Genomic DNA, 18,528 nt, shown 5'->3' with positions numbered 1-18,528 from the left:
GACGGCAGGCCGGCGGTGCCCGGTTCCCCGGTGGGCCGGGCCGGTCGGGCGCCGATGGTCCCGACCGGGCGTCCGGTCACCGGGCGGGGAACCGCACGGCCGCGAGCTCGCGCCACAGGTGCGCCGCCGCCTCCGCGCCGCGGTACAGCATCGGCAGCAGCACCCGCTCGTTCGGCGAGTGGATGCGGTCGGTCGGCAGCCCGGCGCCGAGGAAGACCAGCGGCGCCCCGAGGACGTCGACGAGGTCGGCCTCCGGCCCACTGCCGCCCTCGCGGGTGAACAGCACGTCGGCGGGGTCGCAGTCGTTGGCCAGCCCGATGGCGGCCAGCAGTGCGGCCATCGCCGGGGAGTCCAGGTCGCTCGCGCACGGGGAGACGCCCCCGGGCGGGGTGTGCACCTCGGCTTCGATGCCCTCGGGGAGGCGCGCCTCGACCCAGGCGCGCAGCAGCGGGCCGACGTCCTCCGGGCGCTGGTCGGCGACCAGCCGGAAGGTGATCTTGGCGTGCGCCTCGGCCGGGATGATCGTCTTGTGGCCGGGGCCGGTGTAGCCGCCCCACACGCCGTTGACCTCGGCGGTCGGGCGGGCGCCGATCCGCTCCAGGGTGGTGAAGCCGGCCTCGCCGGTGGCCACGCGGGAGGCGGCCGGGCCGGCCAGCCAGGCCTGCTCGTCGAAGGGCACCCGGGCCATGAGCTCGCGCTCCCGGTCGGAGAGCGGCCGCACCCGGTCGTAGAAGCCGGGCAGGGTGACCCGGCCCCGGTCGTCGTGCAGGCCGGCCAGCAGCGACGCCATGGCGTGCAGCGGGTTGGGGACCGCGCCGCCGAAGGAGCCCGAGTGCAGGTCGACGGCGGGGCCGCGCAGGGTGATCTCGGCGTCGGCCAGCCCGCGCATCGCGACCACCGCGCTGGGCACGTCGGGCGCGGCCATGCCGGTGTCGCTGACCACCACGACGTCGCAGGCCAGCCGGTCGGCTCGCGCGCGCAGCAGCGCCGCGAAGTGCGGCGAGCCGGACTCCTCCTCGCCCTCGACCAGCAGCTTGACGGTGACCGCCGGGGTGGTCCGGCCGGTGGCGGCCAGGTGCGCCCGGATGCCCAGCAGGTGGAAGGCGACGTTGCCCTTGTCGTCGATGGCCCCGCGGGCGTGCAGCTCGGGGCCGTCCGGGCCCTCGACCCGGGTGGGCTCGAACGGCGGGTGCTCCCACAGCTCCAGCGGGTCGACCGGCTGGACGTCGTGGTGCCCGTAGACCAGCGCCACCGGCGCTCCGTCGTCCGCGGAGGGCCACTCGGCGTAGACGGCCGGCGCGCCGGGCGTCGGCCAGATCTCGACCACGGGGAAGCCGGTCCGGCGCAGGGCGGCGGCGAGCCACTCGGCGCTGGCCGCGACGCCGGGAGCGGAGGCCGGGTCGGCGGAGATCGAGGGGATGCGCAGCCAGGCGTCGAGGTCGGCGTGCAGGTCCTCGAGGTGCGCGGTGACGAAGTCGCGTTCGGGGCTGGTCACGGCGCGACGCTAGCGCCGGGCGCGGGGTGGCCCGAGCCCGGCTAGCGTCGGCGGCATGCCGGGACAGCTGCTGCGGGTGGACGTCGGCGACCTCACCTTCGACGTCCGGGCCGACGGGCCCGACGACGGCCGGCCGGTGCTGCTGCTGCACGGCTTCCCCGAGACGTCGCTGTCGTGGGCGGCGGTCACCCCGCGGCTGACCGAGGCGGGGCTGCGGACCTACGCCGTCGACCAGCTCGGCTACTCCCCCGGCGCCCGCCCGGCCGAGGTCGGCGCCTACGCGCTGCCGAGCCTCGCGCAGGTCACCGCCGACCTGATGACCGCGATGGACGTGCCGCGCGCCGACGTCGTCGGGCACGACTGGGGGGCCAGCGTGGCCTGGGCGATGGCCGCCTGGCACCCCGACCGGGTGCGCTCCCTGACCGCGGTCTCCGTGCCGCACCCGACGGCGTTCGCGGGAGCCTGGCGGACCGACCCCGAGCAGCAGGAGCGCTCCGCCTACATCCGGCTGTTCTGGCAGGAGGGCACGGCCGAGGAGCTGCTGCTGGCCGACGGCGCCCGGCGGCTGCGGCGGGTGTTCGGCGGCGACGTGCCGGCCGAGGCGGTCGACGAGTACGTCGCGGTGCTGTCGGCGCCGGGCGCGCTCACCGCGGCGCTCAACTGGTACCGGGCGATGAGCTCGAGCACCCCGGTGGACCGGGTGGCCGTGCCGACGACGTACGTGTGGAGCGACGCCGACATGGCGGTCGGCCGCACCGCCGCGGACGGCTGTGCGGACTGCGTCAGCGGCGACTTCCGGTTCGTGGAGCTGCCCGGCGTCTCGCACTGGATCCCGGAGCAGGCACCGGACCAGCTGGCCGCCGCCGTCCTGGACCGGATCGCCTCCAGCTGAAGGAGGGGTCCGGTCAGCCGGCGACGAGGGCCAGCAGCCCCTGCTCGTCGAGCAGGTCGACCGGGCGCACGGTCACCCCGGCGGCGACGTGGTGGAAGCCGGCGCTGACCCGCTGCACCGGGACGCCGGTCAGCCGCGACCAGCCCAGCCGGTAGGCGGCCAGCTGCACCGCGGCCGCGGCCAGCTCCCCGCCGGACGGCGGCGGGCCGGTCTTCCAGTCGATGACCTCGAAGCCGCCGTCGCCGTCGGCGAACACCGCGTCGATGCGGCCGCGCAGGGTGAGCGGGCCCAGCGGCGTCTCGAACGGCACCTCGACCTCGACCGGCTGCCGCTCGGCCCACTCGCTGGCCAGGAACGCCTCCTGCAGGTCGGCCAGCGCGCTGTCGGGCACGGCCAGCTCGTCGCCGGACCCGGGCAGCTCGTCCAGGTCGAGCAGCCGGGCGGCGCCGAACCGCTCCTCCAGCCAGGCGTGGAAGGCGGTGCCGCGGCGGGCCTGCGGCGCGGGGGCGGCGGGCATGGGGCGGCGCAGCCGGCGGGCCAGCTCGGCGGGGTCGCGCCGCAGGGTGACCAGCGCCGACACCGACAGGTGCGAGGGCAGCGGGACGTCGACCGTCGGGCGGGCCGCGGCGGCGCGCTCGCGCAGCAGCAGGTCGGCGTCGCGCACCCACTGGTCGACGACCGGGTCCGGGTCGCCCAGCCGCAGGTCGGGGTCCAGGGGGTGCGGCGCGGCACCGGCGACCAGCTCGGCGGCCGCGCTCAGCGCCCGGCGCCGCCGGGCCGACAGCGGGTCGGCCGGCCACACCCCGACCGGCCACTCGGCCAGCGCGGGGTTCTCCGCGCCGTCCTCCGGGGCCGGCGCCCACTGCACGACCGTGCCCGCGCCCGCCTCGCAGGCCTCGCGGACGGCGTGCAGCAGCGACGAGGGTCCGCACGGCCGCAGCCCGTCGCGCCACCAGCTGCCCGAGCACAGGAGCAGGTGGCGGGCGCGGGTCACCGCGACGTAGCCGAGGCGGATCTCCTCACCGGTGCCGAACTCCTTCCAGTCCTCGACGTACTGCTCGAGGGCCTGCTTGACCACCGCCTGGTCCCCCGAGCCGGGCACGGGCAGCCGCAGCCGGGGCAGCTCCTCGCGGTCGACGGTGCGCAGGTCGACCGGGACCGCGCCCGGGTCCTTGATCCAGGAGTCGCTGACCCCGGGCTTGGCCGGGAACTGGTCGACGGTCATCCCGGGCACGGCGACGACGTCCCACTCCAGGCCCTTCGCCGAGTGCCCGGTGAGCAGCTGGACCGCCTCGGGGTTGACCGCGACCTCCCCCGGCTCCAGGCCGCGCTCGCGCTCCTCGGCGTCGCGCAGGTAGCCGAGGAAGGCCGGCAGCGAGGGCAGCTCGGCCAGCTCGGTGAACTCCGCGGCCACGGAGTGCAGGGCGTCGAGGTGGGCGCGGGCGCCGGCCGGGCTCACGTCCGGCGCGCTGGCCAGCTCGGTCTCGAGGCCGAGGGTGCGGGCGACCTCGTCGACGAGGTCGGGCAGCGACTCCCCGAGCCGGTGCCGCAGCGTGGCCAGTTCCGCCGCCAGCCGCCGGAGCCGGCGGTGTCCCTCGGCGGAGTAGGCCCCGGCGTCGCCGAGGTCGTCGAGGGCCTCCACGATGCTGCCGCGCTCGGTCGGGGGCTCCGGAGCCCCCGGGGCGGGCTCGCGCGCCGGTCGCCGGGCGTGCACCAGCACCCGGGCGCGGGCCTCCAGAGCGGCGAGGTCCCGGGGCCCGATCCGCCACCGGGCGCCGGTGAGCAGCCGCCCCAGCGCGTCGCCGGCGGTGGGGTCGACCAGGACGGTGAGGGTGGCGACGACGTCGGAGACCTCGGGGACCTCCAGCAGGCCGCCCAGCCCCACGACCTCGACCGGCACCCCGCGCTCGCGCAGCGCCGCGGCGATGCCGGGCAGCTGCCTGCGGGTGCGGGCCAGGACGGCGACCGTCGGGGGCCGGCCGTCGGGGCGGCGGGCGACCACCGGGTCCTCGCCCTTCCAACACGCGGCGAGCCGGTCGGCCAGCGCGGCCGTCTCGTCGGCGACGGTGGCGTACAGCCCGACGGTGACCGCTCCCCGCCCGGCGGTCGGGGCGGGGGCGAGGTCGGGCAGCGGGACGTCGGGCGGCGGCAGCATGGCCGAGACGGCGTTGGCCACGGCGAGGACCGCCTCGTCGTTGCGCCAGCTGGTGGCGAGGGTCAGGCGCTCCGCCCGCCGGCCCTCGACGCCGGGGAACGTGCGGGGGAAGCGCTCGATGGTGCCGGCCGAGGCGCCGCGCCAGCCGTAGATGGACTGGCGCGGATCGCCGACCGCGAGCACGGGGTGGCCGGTGTCCCGGCCGAACAGCGCCTCCAGCATCCGCAGCTGGCCCACGCTGGTGTCCTGGTACTCGTCGAGGAGCACCACCCGCCAGCGGGCCCGCTCCCGCCGGCCCACCTCCGGGGAGCCCACGGCGATGCGGGCGGCGTGCGCGACCTGGTCGGCGTAGTCGATGGAGCCCATCGCCCGCTTGCGCGCCGCGAACGCCTCCACCAGCGGCAGCAGCGCCACCCGGGCCCGCTGCCGGTCGAGGACGTCGGTGACGTCCTTGTAGGGCCCCTTCTTCCGCGGCGCGTCCGGGTACCCGGCGATCTGCGCCTCGAGCCGGGCCGTCCAGGCGCGCAGCGCGGCGGGGCTGACGTCGTGCTCGCCGAGCTCCGCGGAGAGGGCCAGCACGTCCTCGACCGTGGTCAGCAGGGACAGCTGCACGTCCTCCATGTCGCCGGTGTAGGCCCCCACGACCTGGGCCGCCTGCCCCCAGCACATCGCCGGGCCGAGCACGCCGGCGCCCGGCTCGACGCCGATCCGCAGGCCGTGCTCGGCGACGAGCGAGGCGGCGTAGCCGTGGTAGGTGGCCACCGTCGGCTGGGCGATCTCGAGGCGCCCCCGCAGCTCCTCGTCGGTGTCGCGGTGCCGGGCCAGCGCGCCCAGCCGCAGGTGGATCCGCTCGTTGAGCTCGCCGGCCGCCTTGCGGGTGAAGGTCAGGCCGAGGATCGCCTCGGGCTCCACGACCCGGTTGGCCACCAGCCAGGCGACGCGGGCGGCCATCGTCTCGGTCTTGCCGGACCCGGCGCCGGCGACCACGACCAGCGGCCGGTCGGCGGGGGCGGCGACCACGCGGGCCTGCTCAGCCGAGGGTGCGTAGGACAGCCCACAGCGGGCGGCGACCTCGGCCGGCGTCAGCAGCCGCCGGGGGGCCGGCCGGGGGTCGGGCTCGTCGCCGAACAGGTCGTCGAAGGAGAGTTGCTCCGCGCTCATGCGGTGACCTGGCGGCCGCGCTCGTGCTGCGGGCAGCTGCGGCGGGCCGGGCAGCGCGAGCAGTGCGGGCCGGTGCGGACCTCGAAGGCCCCGGCGCCCATGCCCTCCCCCACCGCGGCGATCAGCTCGCCGGCCGCCGTCTGCGCCAGCGGGACGTCGGCCGGCAGCGGCTCCTGGTGCTGCTCCTTGGCCGTCGCCGCGGAGCCGACCTGCAGCAGCGCGGCGCCGCCAGGGACGGTGCCGTGCGCGGCGAACGCCCCGGCGGCGACGGCGACCTGGTAGGCGGCCAGCTGGCCGTGCTCCTCGACGTTCCTCGCCGCGGTCTTCCCCGTCTTGAGGTCGACGACGACCAGCCGCCCCTCGGCGTCCCGCTCGAGCCGGTCGACCTGGCCGCGCAGCCGGGCCCGCCCGACGACGACGTCGAAGTCCTCCTCGGCCGCGACCAGCTCGCGCCGGTTGCCGGCGTGCCAGCGGAGGAACCGCTCGAGCATCTGCTGCGCCGTGGTGCGCTGGCGCTGGTCCGACCAGCCCGGGCCGAGGTCCAGCTGGTCGAGCTCGGCGGCCAGTGCTGCCGGGGCCTCGCGCGGCGGCAGGCCCTCGGCGACCTGCTGGGCGACCGCGTGCACCGCCGAACCGACGGTGCGGGTGGCGTCGGGCGAGGCCTCGGCGCCGACCGCCCCGAGCACCCAGCGCAGCGGGCAGCGCTGGAAGGTCTCGATCGCCGACGGGCGGACCCGCACCGGCTCGCCGTCGGGCACCAGCGGGGCGTCGTCCGACAGCGCCGCGAGCCCCCACCAGTGCTCGGGCGCCGCGCCGAGGACGCCCTCGGCGGCCAGCCGCCGGAGCACCGCGGCGGCCGCGGAGCGGCGGACCGCCGGTGTGTGCGGATCGGTGACCGCGCGCCGCAGGTCGGCGACGAGCGCGGGCAGGGTCAGCCCGCGCGGCAGCTCGGTGAGCGGCCGGCCGTCGTCCGGCGGGACCGCGACCAGGTCGAGGAACCGGGACGCCGTGGCGCCGGCCTCCGCCCCGTCGAGCGCGCCCTGCACGGCGGTGACGACCAGCCGGCGGCGGGCCCGGGTGCACGCGACGTAGAACAGCCGGCGCTCCTCGGCCAGCGCCAGGGTGCGCCGGTCGACGGCGGCACCGTCGATCCCGGCCGCCCGTTCCACCATCGCCTCGGTGCCGAGCAGGGTGGCGCGCTCCCGGAGGTCGGGCCACACGCCCTCCTGGACCCCGGCCACGCAGACGAGGTCCCACTCCAGGCCCTTCGAGGCGTGCGCGGTGAGCAGCCGGACGGTGTCGTCGGTCGCCGCGCGGGCGGCACCGGTGTCCCCGGGCAGCTCCTGCGCCGACAGGTGGTCCAGGAAGGCCCGCACGTCGGCCGAGGGCAGCCGGTCGACGAAGCCCGCGGCGGCGTCGAAGAGCGCGACGACGGCGTCGAGGTCGCGGTCGGCGACGGCACCCGCCGCACCGCCGGCCGCGCTGGCCCGCGCCCACCGGCCGGCCAGCCCGCTGCGCTGCCACATCGCCCACAGCACGTCCTCGGCGGTGCCGCCGCGGGCCAGCTCCGCCCGCCCGGCGGCCAGCACGCCGGCCACCCGCGCGGCCGGGCGGGCGACGTGCTCCGGCAGCGTCCCCAGCAGCAGCTCGTCGGTGACCGCCAGCGCGAGCGGGGTGCCCCGCTCGGCGGCGTCGACGCCCTGCTGGGCCAGCGCGATGCGCACCGCGCGGCGCAGCCGCCGCAGGTCGAGCACGGTCGCGCTGCCGAGCGGGGAGGCCAGCAGCGCCTCGGCCGCGGGCTCGTCGAGGCCGGCGGGCTCCCCGTCCGCACCGGGCAGCAGGGCGGCCAGCGCGCCGAGGAACGGGGCGACGGCCGGCTGCGCGGCCAGCGGCAGGTCGTCGGCGGAGATGGTCGCGGGCACGCCGGCGGAGGTCAGCGCGCGGCGCAGCGGGCCGAGCGCGGCCGCCGTCCGGACGACGACGGCCATCTGCGACCACGGCACCCGGTCCAGCAGGTGGGCGCGGCGCAGGACGTCGGCGAGGTAGGCCGCCTCGACCGCGGCGGAGGCGAAGACGTGCACCTCGGCGGCGCCGTCGTCGATGCCCTCGGCCGGCGCCAGGCGCCGGTGCTCCCACGGCCCGGGCAGGCCCTCGGCGACCCGCCGGCTGATCCGCAGCAGCTCGGCTCCCGAGCGGCGGCACACCCCCAGGGAGAGCCGGTCGGCGCGCCGGCCGTCGGCGTGCCGGAACCGCTCGGGGAACTCGACGAGGCCCCGTGGCTCGGCGCCGCGGAAGGCGTAGATGGCCTGGTCGGGGTCGCCGACGGCGACGAGGTCCCCGCCCCCGCCGGCGAGCAGCTCGAGCAGCTCCACCTGGGCGGGGTCGGTGTCCTGGTACTCGTCGACGAACAGCCACCGGGCGCGCTCCCGCTCCTGGCGCAGCAGCTCGGGGTCGCCGGCCAGCTCGGCGATGGCCTCGCGGACCAGCTCGGCCGGGTCGAAGCCGGACGCGTCGCCGCGACCGGCGGTGGCGAAGGCGCTGACCGCCGCGTACTGCTCCTGGAACGCGGCCGCGTGCACCCACGCCTCGTGGCCGGACTCGCGGCCCCAGCGGGCCAGCAGCTCGGCGTCCACGCCGCGCTCGGTGGCGCGCAGCAGCAGGTCGCGCAGCTCGGCGCGGAACCCGGCGGTGGACAGCGCCGGCCCCAGGGACGCCGGCCACCGGACCGCGCCCTCCTCTTCGACGTCGCCGCGCAGCAGCTGGGCCACGACGGCGTCCTGCTCGGCGGCGGTCAGCAGCCGGGGCGGCGACTCCCCGCGCAGCAGCGCGGCGCGGCGCAGCACCCCGTAGGCGTAGGAGTGGAAGGTGCGCGCCAGCGGCTCGCGGATGGTGCGGGCCACCCGGCCGGTGATGCGGGTGCGCAGCTCGGCCGCGGCCTTGCGGCTGAAGGTGAGGACGAGGATCTGCTCGGGGTCGACGCCGCGGTCGATGCGGGCGGCGACCGCCTCGACGATCGTCGTCGTCTTGCCGGTGCCGGGGCCGGCGAGGACCAGCAGCGGGCCGGAGGGGTGGTCGACCACCGCCTGCTGCGTCGGGTCGAGCCGGGGCGGTGCCGGCGGCGCCGTCCCGGTCTGCAGGAGCCGGTAGACCGGCGCACCCTCCGCCCCCCGCTGTGCCACCCCTCGATGAGACCACGCCGCTGCGACACGACCGGGACCGGCGTGGCCGGTGGGGCGTCAGGGCCAGCCGACCGCGCCCAGGTCCACCCGGCCGTTGCGGACCGGCACGCCCTCGGCGGCCAGCAGCTCCAGCTGGCGGACCCGCACCGGCTCGGCGGCCGAACCGTCGGCGCGCACCACGCGGAACCAGGCGACGGCGCCGCCGCCCTGCGCCAGGGCGCGGGCCACCCGCCGCGGCCCGACGCCGATGAGCCGGCCGATGGCGCCGTAGGTGCTGACCCGGCCGGGCGGGATGGACTCGACGACGTCGAACACCGCCTCGTCGACGTCCAGCGGGGACGGCCCGGCGCCCGGGGACGGCGGCTCCCCGGGCGCCGGCCCGCTCACAACTGGTAGTTGCTGTTCAGCCGCCACCACTCGTAGAGGGCCGCGAGCTCGTCCTGCGTGGTCCCGGGCACGCTCACCAGACCCTCGACGAGGCCGGCGTTGTCGGTCCACAGGATGTTCACCCGGCCGTCCTCCGGGCTGATCCAGCAGGCCGCCAGGCCGGCGTTGGCCTGGGTCGTCCAGGACTGGATGCCGGGGGTGGTGCTGCAGTCCTGGCCCGACGGGAGCTCCGCGAGATCGAGTCCGGAGACGTCGTTGGCGAAGACCCGGTCCATCGCCTGCTGGTCCGGGTACTGCCAGAACCCGCCCTGGGGGGACGGCGGTGTGATGGCGCTCTGGCACACCGCGTGCGCCACCGCGCCGTCGCCGCCGGGGTCCTCCTCGCCGCAGCCGGTCATGTCGGCGGGCAGGATCGACAGCAGGTCGCCCGCGGGGACCGGTGCCGGCGGCGGCGCCGGGCTGCTGGCCGTCGACGAGCTGGACGACTCGCTCGAGCGGGAGGAGCTGGTCGCGGTGCTCGAACCGGCGGCCGACGTCGCCGGGTCGTCGTCGTCCCCACCGAGGGCGAGGAACAGGATGGCGCCGACGGCCAGGACGACGACGACCGCCGCGACGACGCCGATGACCAGGCCGCGGTTGGTCTTCCCCGGCGGCCGGCCGGGCGGGCCGTACGGGCCCGGCGCGCCGTAGCCGCCCGGCGGGCCGTACGGACCGGGCTGTCCCGGCTGACCGTAGGGCCCCGGCTGACCGTACGGACCCGGCTGGCCCGGCTGACCGTACGGACCCGGCTGACCCGGCTGACCGTAGGGACCGGGTTGCCCGGAGGGGCCGGGCTGGGGCTGGCCGTACGGACCCGGCTGACCGTACGGGCCACCGGCGGGCTGCTGCCCCCAGCCACCCTGCCCGGGCGGCTGGCCCTGACCGCCGGGGCCGTGGGGGTCCTGGCCCGAAGGCGGCTGGCTCATCGGTGGCACCTCTCCTGCGGGGGAACGAGCGCCCGCAGCCTAGAGCGCACCGCCCGTGCTCCTGGCGGCGCGACGCGCCCCGCGGGAGCTCAGCCGCGGCGCCCGACCAGGGCGAGCAGTCGCGTCTGCGGCGAGGCGGTGGGTGGCACGTCCAGCGGTGCGGCGAACACGCCGGGGATCCCGTCCATCGGCAGCCGCCCGGCGACGACCAGGCTCGCCGTGACCAGCACGGGGTCGAGGTCGGTGTCCCCGCCGGTGGCCCGGGCGAGGTCCCAGGAGTGCACCGTGAGGTCGGCGGTGAGCTGCTCGATGTACTCGGCCGCGGACGTCGGGCCGCGCGTCAGGTGCACGGTGTGCAGCAGGGCCCGGTCCGCGGCGAACGCGGTGAGGGCGGCGTCGGCGGCGGTCTCCCACCCGGTCAGCGGGTCGTCGCCGAGCAGGTCCTCCGTGCCGTCGGGGAACCGGCCGTCGAGCATCTCGTGCGGCTCGCCGTCCAGCAGCGGCGCCACCAGCAGCGCCTCGCTGACCACGTGCGCCACGAGGTCGGCGACGCTCCACCCCGGCAGCGCCGGGTCCTCCCACTGCCCTGGCTCCACCGCGTCGACCCTGTCGGTGAACGAGGCCTGCGCTCTCTGGAAGAGCTCGAGCAGTTCCGCAGGCGAGAAGTCGGACACGCCGTCAGTAGACGCCACCAGGGCCCGGTCCGCTCCCGTGGGGAGGGACCCGGGCCCCGGTGACGCGCTGGAGCGGCCACCGTCCAGAGGCCCTGGTGACGTCCTGGAACGGCCCCTGCGCCGGCCCCCGTCCAGGGCCCCGCCCTGAGCTGGCGACGGGTGGGGAGGACGGGGGTCCTTCTAGTAGGTGGGCAGCGCCTTGTCGATGCGCGTGGCCCACGCCGTCACGCCGCCCTGGACGTGCACGGCGTCGGAGAAGCCGGCGTTCTTGATGGCGGCGAGCACCTCGGCCGACCGGACGCCGGTCTTGCAGTGCAGCACGATCGGCCGGTCCTGCGGCAGCTGGGACAGCGCCCGGCCGGAGAGGATCTCGTCCTTGGGGATCAGCTTCGCGCCGGGGATCGAGACGATCTCGTACTCGTTGGGCTCCCGGACGTCGATCAGCTCGAAGTCCTTGCCGGCGTCGATCATGTCCTTGAGCTCGTCGACGGTGATCGTCGAGCCGGCCGCGGCCTCCTGGGCCTCGACGGAGACGACCCCGCAGAACGTCTCGTAGTCGATGAGCCCGGTGATCGGCTCGCCCTCCGGGTCCCTGCGCACCTTGATCGTGCGGAAGGTCATCTCCAGGGCGTCGTAGACCATCAGCCGGCCGAGCAGCGTCTCGCCGATGCCGGTGATCAGCTTGACCGCCTCGGTGGCCTGGATCGCGCCGATCGTCGCGCACAGCACACCGAGCACGCCGCCCTCGGCGCAGCTGGGCACCATGCCGGGCGGCGGGGGCACCGGGTAGAGGTCGCGGTAGTTCGGGCCGTGCTCGTTCCAGAAGACCGAGACCTGACCGTCGAAGCGGTAGATCGAGCCCCAGACGTAGGGCTTGTCCAGCAGCACGCAGGCGTCGTTGACCAGGTAGCGCGTGGCGAAGTTGTCGGTGCCGTCGACGATCAGGTCGTACTGGCTGAAGATGTCCAGCACGTTGTCGCTGTCCAGCCGCGTCTGGTGCAGCCGGACGTCGACCAGCGGGTTGATCTCCTTGATGGAGTCCCGGGCACTCTCGGCCTTGGAGCGGCCCACGTCGGACTGGCCGTGGATGATCTGGCGCTGCAGGTTGGACTCGTCGACGACGTCGAACTCGACGATGCCGAGCGTGCCCACGCCGGCCGCGGCCAGGTACATCAGCACCGGCGAGCCGAGGCCGCCGGCACCGACCGCCAGCACCTTGGCGTTCTTCAGCCGCTTCTGCCCGTCCATCCCGACGTCCGGGATGATCAGGTGCCGGCTGTACCGCCGGACCTCGTCGATCGACAGGTCGGCGGCGGGCTCCACCAGGGGTGGCAGGGACACGGGTTGCTCCTCAGTTCCTCGACAGCGGCCCGCGCGGGGCCGGCGTTCGTCGGAGCAACACCGTCGCAGGCCCGCCTGATTCCCCGGCCACCGGAGCCGGGTACGAGCGGCGGCGGCCTCAGGTCCTGGCCGCCAGGCGCTTGAGCGTCTGGCCCACGTAGACGACGGACAGCACGAAGAAGAGGGCGCCGACGGCGGCCCGCACCTGGTCGTCGGTGAGCCGGGAGTGGCGCGCGACGGGGTCGGCCAGCGCGTCGGCCAGCTTCGCGCGCCAGCCCTGCAGCCCGGCCTTGCCGAACGAGATCGCATCCATCCCCTGCCCCTACCCGGGGACCCCGAGGTGGACGCGTGCGAGCGGGCTCGACGCGGCGGCGGCCGCCGTCGACTACGGGAACGGCCAGGCGTTCTTGGCGCAGCCGTCCAGGCCCAGGGTCTGCTGCTGCATGACCGGCGCCGGCCGGCCGGGGCCGGGGCAGGCCTGGTGGCCGTTGCCGAGCGCGTGCCCGACCTCGTGGTTGACCACGTACTGCCGGTAGGTCGCGACGTCGCCCTCGTAGTCCGGGACGGCGGTCTCCCAGCGGGCGAGGTTGATGACCGCGCGGTCGCCGTACCGGCAGGAGGTGTAGCCACCCGTGCCCACGCCCGGGCAGTAGGTCTCCATGTTGCCGGGGCTGATCAGGGTCACCTTGAAGTCGTAGGCGCGCGCGGCGGCCTCGTCGACGCCGACCCGCTGGAACGACATCCGCCCGCCGTTGCCCCACGACCGGGGGTCGCCGAGGGTGGCCTCGACCGCGGCGGCGAAGGCGGCTCCGTCGACGCCGATGCCGTCCTCGACCTCGACGACGAACCGGCGCAGCGGCCCGCTGCCGAACACGCCGGAGGTGCCCGGGATGACGCTCACCGTCCCCGCGCCCTGCTGCACGAAGCCCGGGGACCCCTGCGGTGGCGGCGCGGTCTCGGTGGGGGCCGCGTCGATCTCGGCCGGCGGGGTCTCCGCCGGCGGGGTCTCGGCGACCGGCGCCGGCGGGCTGCTGGTCGCGACGGTGGGGGGCGCCGAGGACGCCGCCGCGCCCGCCGTCGCCGCCGACGTCGTCGGCTCGGGGCCGGCGAGCAGGTCGAGCAGGGTGAGCACGGTGGCCACGACCAGGAGCGGGATCGCGTAGGCCCGCCAGCCCCAGCGGCCGACGAAGCGGCGCACCGGTCCCCGCCGCCGGCCTCGCGGTGCCGGTGCGACCGAGGGCCGGTGGGTGCCCGGCTCCCGGGTGGCGACGGCCGTGCGGGTCCGCGGCGCAGGCTGCGGGCGGCCGTGCGGCGGCAGCGGGGGCAGGCCGGAGCGGCTCCGGTCGGGCGCACGCCCGCGCCGGTCGGCCGGTGGCAGAGGCCCGGGACGCCGGTCCTGCCCGCGGCCGGGGGGTGCGTCCGCGGGGCTCACGGGAGTCAGGTTCTCACGGTCCGCGGGGTCACGGACACAGGTCGCAGCCACGGCGTGTGCCGGGTCCGCGGGGGCTCAGGAGGCCGGCACGTCCAGGGGCTCGGCGGGGACGCCGTCCGGGCGGACCGCACCGGCCGCGTCCTCCACGAGGGCGAGCACGGCGCGGGCGGTGTGCTCGGCCGCCTCCATCATCGCCACGTGCCCCACGCCCTCGAGCACCATGAGCCGGGCGTCGGGGACGGCGGCGGCCAGCCGCGGCGCCAGAGCCGGGTCCACCAGCCGGTCGCGGTCGCCCCACACCACGAGCGTCGGCGGGCGCAGCCGGCGGGCCGCGCGCCAGGCGTTGGCCGGGCCGACGCGCAGGTAGGAGGTCAGCAGCCCGCGCATGCTCCGGGTCAGGGCCCGCGTCGCCCACGGCTGCTCCGCGCGCTCGCGCATCTCCTCGACGGCCTGCTCCAGGCGCACCCGGGGGACCCGTCTCGGGTCGCCGAAGCACATCTGGAGCATCCCGCGCACCTGCTGCTCGGGGGTCACGCCGGTCAGCCGCCGCTCCGCCAGGCTGGGCACACCCGGCACGAGGAGCAGGAGCAGGGCGCGGCTGAACGCCGGCGGCACCCGGTAGACCGGCATCGCCGGGGACACCAGGGTCAGGGTGGCCACGAGGTCGGGCCGGCGGGCGGCCACGAGCAGCGACACCAGCCCGCCGAGCGAGTTCCCCACCAGGTGCACCGGCCGCCCCGCGGCCTCCCCCGGCTCGGCGACGATCCGCTCCAGCACGTCGACGACCGCGCGCACGTGGCCGCGGATGGAGTAGGCGCTGCGGGCCGGCGGGTGGGAGCGGCCGAACCCCGGCAGGTCCAGCGCCCAGCCGTCGAGGCGGACCGCGAGCAGGGCGGCGAGGTCGGTCCAGTTGGTGGAGGCGCCGCCCAGGCCGTGCACGTACAGCGCCCGTTCCCGCGGCGCACCGTCTCGCCCGCCGTCGACCGGCCCGGTCCACGGCGTCCGCCGGACGAAGACCTGCCCGCCCCGCACCGGCACCTGCTCCCCCGGCCACGGCGGCGGGACGGCGCCGGCGGACGGCAGCGCGGCGGAGGACAGGCGGGCCGGTCGGGTCGGTCGGGCGGACGGCGTGCGCATCACCCGCCGACGGTAGGTCAGGACGGCACGCGGGGGGCACCGGCGGAACCCGCCGGTAACATCCGTGCGTCATGTCACTGTCCCGGCCCGTGCCCACCGCCGCCCGCCGCTCGTCGCGCCTGCCCCGGGGCGCCCGCCGGCTGCAGCTGCTGCAGGCGGCGCAGGAGGTCTTCGTCGCCCAGGGCTACCACGCGGCCGCCATGGACGACATCGCCGACCGGGCCGGCGTCAGCAAGCCCGTGCTCTACCAGCACTTCCCGGGCAAGCGGGAGCTGTACTGCGCCCTCCTCGAGCAGCAGGTCACCGCGCTGACCGACCGCGTGCGCGAGGCGATGGCCGGCACCGACGACAACCGCACGCGGGTCGACGGCGCCGTGGGGGCCTACTTCGACTTCGTCAACACCGAGGGCGCCGCCTTCCGGCTGGTCTTCGAGTCCGACCTCCGCAACGACGACGAGGTCCGGGAGCTGGCCGACCGCGGCCACCACGCGTGCGTGGAGGCCATCGCCGAGGTCATCGCCGCCGACACGGGGGTCGACCGCGAGCGCGCCCTGCTGCTCGCCTCGGGCATGACCGGGCTGGCCGAGACCAGCGCGCGCTGGTGGCTGGAGCGCAAGGGCACGGTCTCCCGCGACGAGGCGGTCGGCCTGATGACGGCGCTGTCCTGGCGCGGCATCTCCGGGTTCCCGCGGGTCGAGAGCGCCGAGCCCCCGGCGCGCTGAGCGGGCGTTTCGCTGACGGCGCACCCCGACCGCAGGTCGGCCGCCCGGCGGCTGGACTAGCGTGGGACACAGCCGCGCAACTCGAGGAGGCACCCCCCAGTGGAAGTCAAGATCGGCGTCCAGCACTCCCCCCGGGAGCTGGTCATCGACAGCCCCCAGACCCCTGACGAGATCGCCAGCGACGTGGCGAAGGCCATGTCCGGCGCCACCAAGGACGGCCTGCTGACGCTGGTCGACGACCGCGGCCGCCGGGTGCTCGTCCCGGTCGACCGCATCGCCTACGTGGAGATCGCGCAGGCCGACCAGCGTCGGGTGGGCTTCATCGCCGGAGCCTGACCGCAGGTCCCAGCCGGACAGCAGGTGCCTCTCGGGGCGTCTCCGCAGCCGCGGAGGCGCCCCGTCGGCGTCCTCGGGGCCGGACGTCGACGACGGTCCGCCGGGCCTCCGCTCAGGGGTTCAGGCCGAGGGTCTTCATGCGCTCGGTGTGCGCCGCGGTGATGCGGTCGATGAGCCGGCCGAGCCCGGCGAGGTCACCCGTGCCCTCCATGATCAGCCGCCCGAGGTCCTCCCGCTCGGCGATGACCGCCTGCGACTGGGTGATCGCCTCCCCCACCAGCCGCCGGCCCCACAGCGCCAGCCGCCCGGCGACGGGGCGGCGGGCGGCGATCGCGGCGCGCACCTCGCGGACGGCGAAGTCCGCGTGCCCGGTGTCGGCGAGCACGTCGAGGATCAGGGCCTGGTCCGGGTCGGGCAGGAAGGTGGCGACCTCCCGGTAGAAGTCGGCCGCCAGCCCGTCGCCGACGTAGGCCTTGACCAGGCCCTCCAGCCAGGTGCGGGGACGGGTGCTCTCGTGGAAGGCGTCCAGGGCGACCACGAACGGGGCCATCGCGGCCGTCGGGTCGGCGCCGAGCTCGGTGAGCCGGGTGGTCAGGCGGGTGTGGTGGCCGATCTCCGCGGCGGCCATCTGCGCCAGCGCGGCGCGCCCGGCCAGTGTCGGGGCCAGCCGGGCGTCCTCGGCCAGCCGGTCGAACGCGGTGAGCTCGGCGTAGGCCAGGACCCCCAACAGGTCGACGACGGCGCGGGTGTCGGCCGGGCTCACGGGCGGCTCCACTGCTCGGCGGGGAAGTCGGGAACGTCCGGGGCTGCCCCGGACGGGTGGCGCCTCGGGGGCCCGGGCAGCGCGGCGCGAGGAGGCTAACCGCTGCGGAGGTTAGACTGGGAATCAGCGAGCCCTCGGGTTCGCTAGGACATCTGTGCGCTGACGACCGCTGGACGACGCTCCTCCGAGAGCCGTCTCCCGGGCTCGATCACCCGAACGCCCGGTTTCGCTGGCTGCGTCGGCGCTGGAACCGATTCCGGCACCCGACCGGGACGGCTCCGACGCAGCGGGCCCCCGCCGCCGACCGCCGTCCCCCAGCAGACCAGAGGCGAGAGCACTGACCTCCACCGACTCCACCCCCACCACCGAACTCGAGCACGCCGAGACCGGCGCGCCCGCCCCCGAGCAGCTCGAGCAGGCCGCCGAGGAGCTCGGCGGCGCCCCCGTCGCCGAGGACGCCCCGCTGTTCAGCGACTTCGACGTCCACCCCGACGTCGTCGCGGCGCTGGCCGAGGTCGGCATCACCCGCACCTTCGCCATCCAGGAGCTGACCCTCCCCCTGGCGCTGGCGGGCAACGACCTCATCGGCCAGGCGCGCACCGGCACCGGCAAGACCCTGGGCTTCGGCGTGCCGATGCTGCAACGCGTCGTCCCCGCGGCCGAGGGTGGCGACGGCGTTCCGCAGGCGCTGGTCGTCGTCCCCACCCGTGAGCTGTGCGTGCAGGTCGCCCGCGACCTGGCCACCGCGGGCGCCAAGCGCGGCGTCCGCGTCGAGGCCATCTACGGTGGCCGGGCCTACGAGCCGCAGGTCCAGGCGCTGCAGAGCGGCGTCGAGATCGTCGTCGGCACCCCCGGCCGGCTGCTGGACCTCGCCCAGCAGGGCCACCTGATCCTCGGCAAGGTCCGCGTGCTGGTCCTCGACGAGGCCGACGAGATGCTCGACCTGGGCTTCCTGCCCGACATCGAGCGGATCCTGGGCATGGTCCCGGACAAGCGGCAGACCATGCTGTTCTCGGCCACGATGCCCGGCCCGATCGTGAACCTGGCCCGCCAGTTCATGACCCAGCCGACGCACATCCGGGCGCACGGCAACGACGAGGGCTCGACGGTCCCGCAGACGACGCAGTTCATCTACCGGGCGCACAACCTGGACAAGCCCGAGCTGCTGTCCCGCGTGCTGCAGGCCCGCGGCCGCGGCCTGGTGATGGTGTTCTGCCGCACCAAGCGCACCGCCCAGAAGGTCGCCGACGAGCTGGTCGAGCGCGGCTTCGCCGCCGCCGCCGTGCACGGCGACCTCGGGCAGGGCGCCCGCGAGCAGGCGCTGCGCGCCTTCCGCAGCGGCAAGGTCGACGTGCTGGTCGCCACGGACGTGGCGGCCCGCGGCATCGACGTCACCGGGGTCAGCCACGTCGTCAACTACCAGTGCCCCGAGGACGAGAAGACCTACGTGCACCGGATCGGCCGCACCGGCCGCGCCGGGCAGACCGGCGTCGCGGTCACCCTCGTCGACTGGGACGACATCCCGCGCTGGCAGCTGATCAACAAGGCGCTGGACCTGGACTTCACCGACCCGCCGGAGACCTACTCCACGTCCCCGTGGGTCTACAGCGACCTCGACGTCCCCGAGGGCGCGACCGGCCGGCTGCCGCGCGCCCAGCGCACCCGCGAGGGCCTGGACGCCGAGACGCTCGAGGACCTCGGCGAGACCGGCAAGCGGACCCGTTCCGGTGGCGGGCGCGGGCCGGCCCGTGAGGACGACGACAAGCCGGCCGGTGCCCGCGGCAACCGGCCGCGCCGCCGCACCCGCGGAGGCGGGGCCGCCGCGGAGTCGGCGAGCGCCGAGCCGGCCCCGGCCGCCGGGTCCGCCCCCGACGCGTCCGGCGAGGGCG

15 protein-coding genes are annotated in these 18,528 nt (G+C 76.7%); 4 read left to right on the top strand and 11 right to left on the bottom strand.

The genetic code is table 11. The features are described from left to right. Positions 1–76: 76 nt before the first annotated feature. Positions 77–1,495, bottom strand: coding sequence for a M20/M25/M40 family metallo-hydrolase (locus PGN05_RS13490; RefSeq protein WP_419753066.1), 1,419 nt, complete (start codon positions 1,493–1,495; stop codon positions 77–79). Between the two features lie 55 nt (positions 1,496–1,550). On the opposite strand from PGN05_RS13490, the gene PGN05_RS13485 reads away from it, so the two are divergent. Beyond that, positions 1,551–2,387, top strand: coding sequence for an alpha/beta fold hydrolase (locus tag PGN05_RS13485; protein ID WP_419753065.1), 837 nt, complete (start codon positions 1,551–1,553; stop codon positions 2,385–2,387). A 13-nt stretch (positions 2,388–2,400) separates the two neighbouring features. Here the strand turns inward: PGN05_RS13485 and PGN05_RS13480 are convergent, their stop codons facing one another. From PGN05_RS13480 to PGN05_RS13440, 9 genes are all read right to left on the bottom strand, one after another. Continuing rightward, on the bottom strand, positions 2,401–5,703 hold the full coding sequence (locus PGN05_RS13480) for a UvrD-helicase domain-containing protein (protein WP_419753064.1): 3,303 nt from the start codon (positions 5,701–5,703) through the stop codon (positions 2,401–2,403). Continuing rightward, positions 5,700–8,882 carry an ATP-dependent helicase gene (locus PGN05_RS13475; protein WP_419753063.1) on the bottom strand — a complete coding sequence of 1,061 codons (3,183 nt, stop codon included), beginning with the start codon at positions 8,880–8,882 and terminating at the stop codon, positions 5,700–5,702. The genes PGN05_RS13480 and PGN05_RS13475 overlap by 4 nt, the downstream gene beginning before the upstream one ends. Before the next feature lie 57 nt (positions 8,883–8,939). Continuing rightward, positions 8,940–9,269, bottom strand: a complete 330-nt coding sequence (locus PGN05_RS13470; RefSeq protein ID WP_419753062.1) for an MGMT family protein — start codon at positions 9,267–9,269, stop codon at positions 8,940–8,942. Continuing rightward, positions 9,266–10,234 (bottom strand): hypothetical protein, encoded by a 969-nt coding sequence (locus PGN05_RS13465; RefSeq protein ID WP_419753061.1) that lies wholly within the window; start codon positions 10,232–10,234, stop codon positions 9,266–9,268. The genes PGN05_RS13470 and PGN05_RS13465 overlap by 4 nt, the downstream gene beginning before the upstream one ends. A gap of 89 nt (positions 10,235–10,323) precedes the next feature. Continuing rightward, on the bottom strand, positions 10,324–10,908 hold the full coding sequence (locus PGN05_RS13460) for a TIGR03086 family metal-binding protein (protein ID WP_419753060.1): 585 nt from the start codon (positions 10,906–10,908) through the stop codon (positions 10,324–10,326). A 180-nt stretch (positions 10,909–11,088) separates the two neighbouring features. After that, positions 11,089–12,249, bottom strand: a complete 1,161-nt coding sequence (gene moeZ / locus PGN05_RS13455) for an adenylyltransferase/sulfurtransferase MoeZ (RefSeq protein ID WP_419753059.1) — start codon at positions 12,247–12,249, stop codon at positions 11,089–11,091. A gap of 118 nt (positions 12,250–12,367) precedes the next feature. Further along, positions 12,368–12,562 carry a hypothetical protein gene (locus PGN05_RS13450; protein WP_419753058.1) on the bottom strand — a complete coding sequence of 65 codons (195 nt, stop codon included), beginning with the start codon at positions 12,560–12,562 and terminating at the stop codon, positions 12,368–12,370. Positions 12,563–12,634: 72 nt separating this feature from the next. Continuing rightward, the gene (locus PGN05_RS13445) at positions 12,635–13,447 is read right to left on the bottom strand and encodes a DUF3152 domain-containing protein (protein ID WP_419753057.1); all 813 of its coding nucleotides are present in this window, start codon (positions 13,445–13,447) and stop codon (positions 12,635–12,637) included. A gap of 309 nt (positions 13,448–13,756) precedes the next feature. After that, entirely contained in the window at positions 13,757–14,818 is a 1,062-nt protein-coding gene (locus PGN05_RS13440) for an alpha/beta fold hydrolase (RefSeq protein ID WP_419753056.1), read from the bottom strand. A 71-nt stretch (positions 14,819–14,889) separates the two neighbouring features. Here PGN05_RS13440 and PGN05_RS13435 point away from each other — a divergent pair, with 71 nt between their 5' ends. After that, positions 14,890–15,540, top strand: coding sequence for a TetR/AcrR family transcriptional regulator (locus PGN05_RS13435; RefSeq protein WP_419753055.1), 651 nt, complete (start codon positions 14,890–14,892; stop codon positions 15,538–15,540). 99 nt (positions 15,541–15,639) lie between these two features. After that, on the top strand, positions 15,640–15,876 hold the full coding sequence (locus PGN05_RS13430; RefSeq protein WP_419753054.1) for a DUF3107 domain-containing protein: 237 nt from the start codon (positions 15,640–15,642) through the stop codon (positions 15,874–15,876). A gap of 112 nt (positions 15,877–15,988) precedes the next feature. Here the strand turns inward: PGN05_RS13430 and PGN05_RS13425 are convergent, their stop codons facing one another. Further along, positions 15,989–16,639: a ferritin-like fold-containing protein gene (locus PGN05_RS13425; protein ID WP_419753053.1), complete on the bottom strand. Its 651-nt coding sequence runs from the start codon at positions 16,637–16,639 to the stop codon at positions 15,989–15,991. Between the two features lie 463 nt (positions 16,640–17,102). On the opposite strand from PGN05_RS13425, the gene PGN05_RS13420 reads away from it, so the two are divergent. Continuing rightward, the coding region (locus PGN05_RS13420) for a DEAD/DEAH box helicase (RefSeq protein ID WP_419753079.1) at positions 17,103–18,528 on the top strand (1,426 nt) is incomplete at its 3' end.

It is taken from the genome of Geodermatophilus sp. CPCC 206100 (assembly GCF_048569675.1).
Classification (GTDB): Bacteria; Actinomycetota; Actinomycetes; order Mycobacteriales; family Geodermatophilaceae; genus Geodermatophilus.
The sequence above is the reverse complement of the archived record's forward strand: the minus strand, read 5'-3'. Positions and strand labels throughout refer to the sequence as shown.

Excerpts from the sequence above, each read along its gene's own strand:
- PGN05_RS13485 (WP_419753065.1), top strand. The coding sequence starts at position 1,551 with ATGCCGGGACAGCTGCTGCGGGTGGACGTCGGCGACCTCACCTTCGAC.
- PGN05_RS13480 (WP_419753064.1), bottom strand. The coding sequence starts at position 5,703 with ATGAGCGCGGAGCAACTCTCCTTCGACGACCTGTTCGGCGACGAGCCC.
- PGN05_RS13465 (WP_419753061.1), bottom strand. The coding sequence starts at position 10,234 with ATGAGCCAGCCGCCTTCGGGCCAGGACCCCCACGGCCCCGGCGGTCAG.
- PGN05_RS13450 (WP_419753058.1), bottom strand. The coding sequence starts at position 12,562 with ATGGATGCGATCTCGTTCGGCAAGGCCGGGCTGCAGGGCTGGCGCGCG.
- PGN05_RS13440 (WP_419753056.1), bottom strand. The coding sequence starts at position 14,818 with ATGCGCACGCCGTCCGCCCGACCGACCCGACCGGCCCGCCTGTCCTCC.
- PGN05_RS13435 (WP_419753055.1), top strand. The coding sequence starts at position 14,890 with ATGTCACTGTCCCGGCCCGTGCCCACCGCCGCCCGCCGCTCGTCGCGC.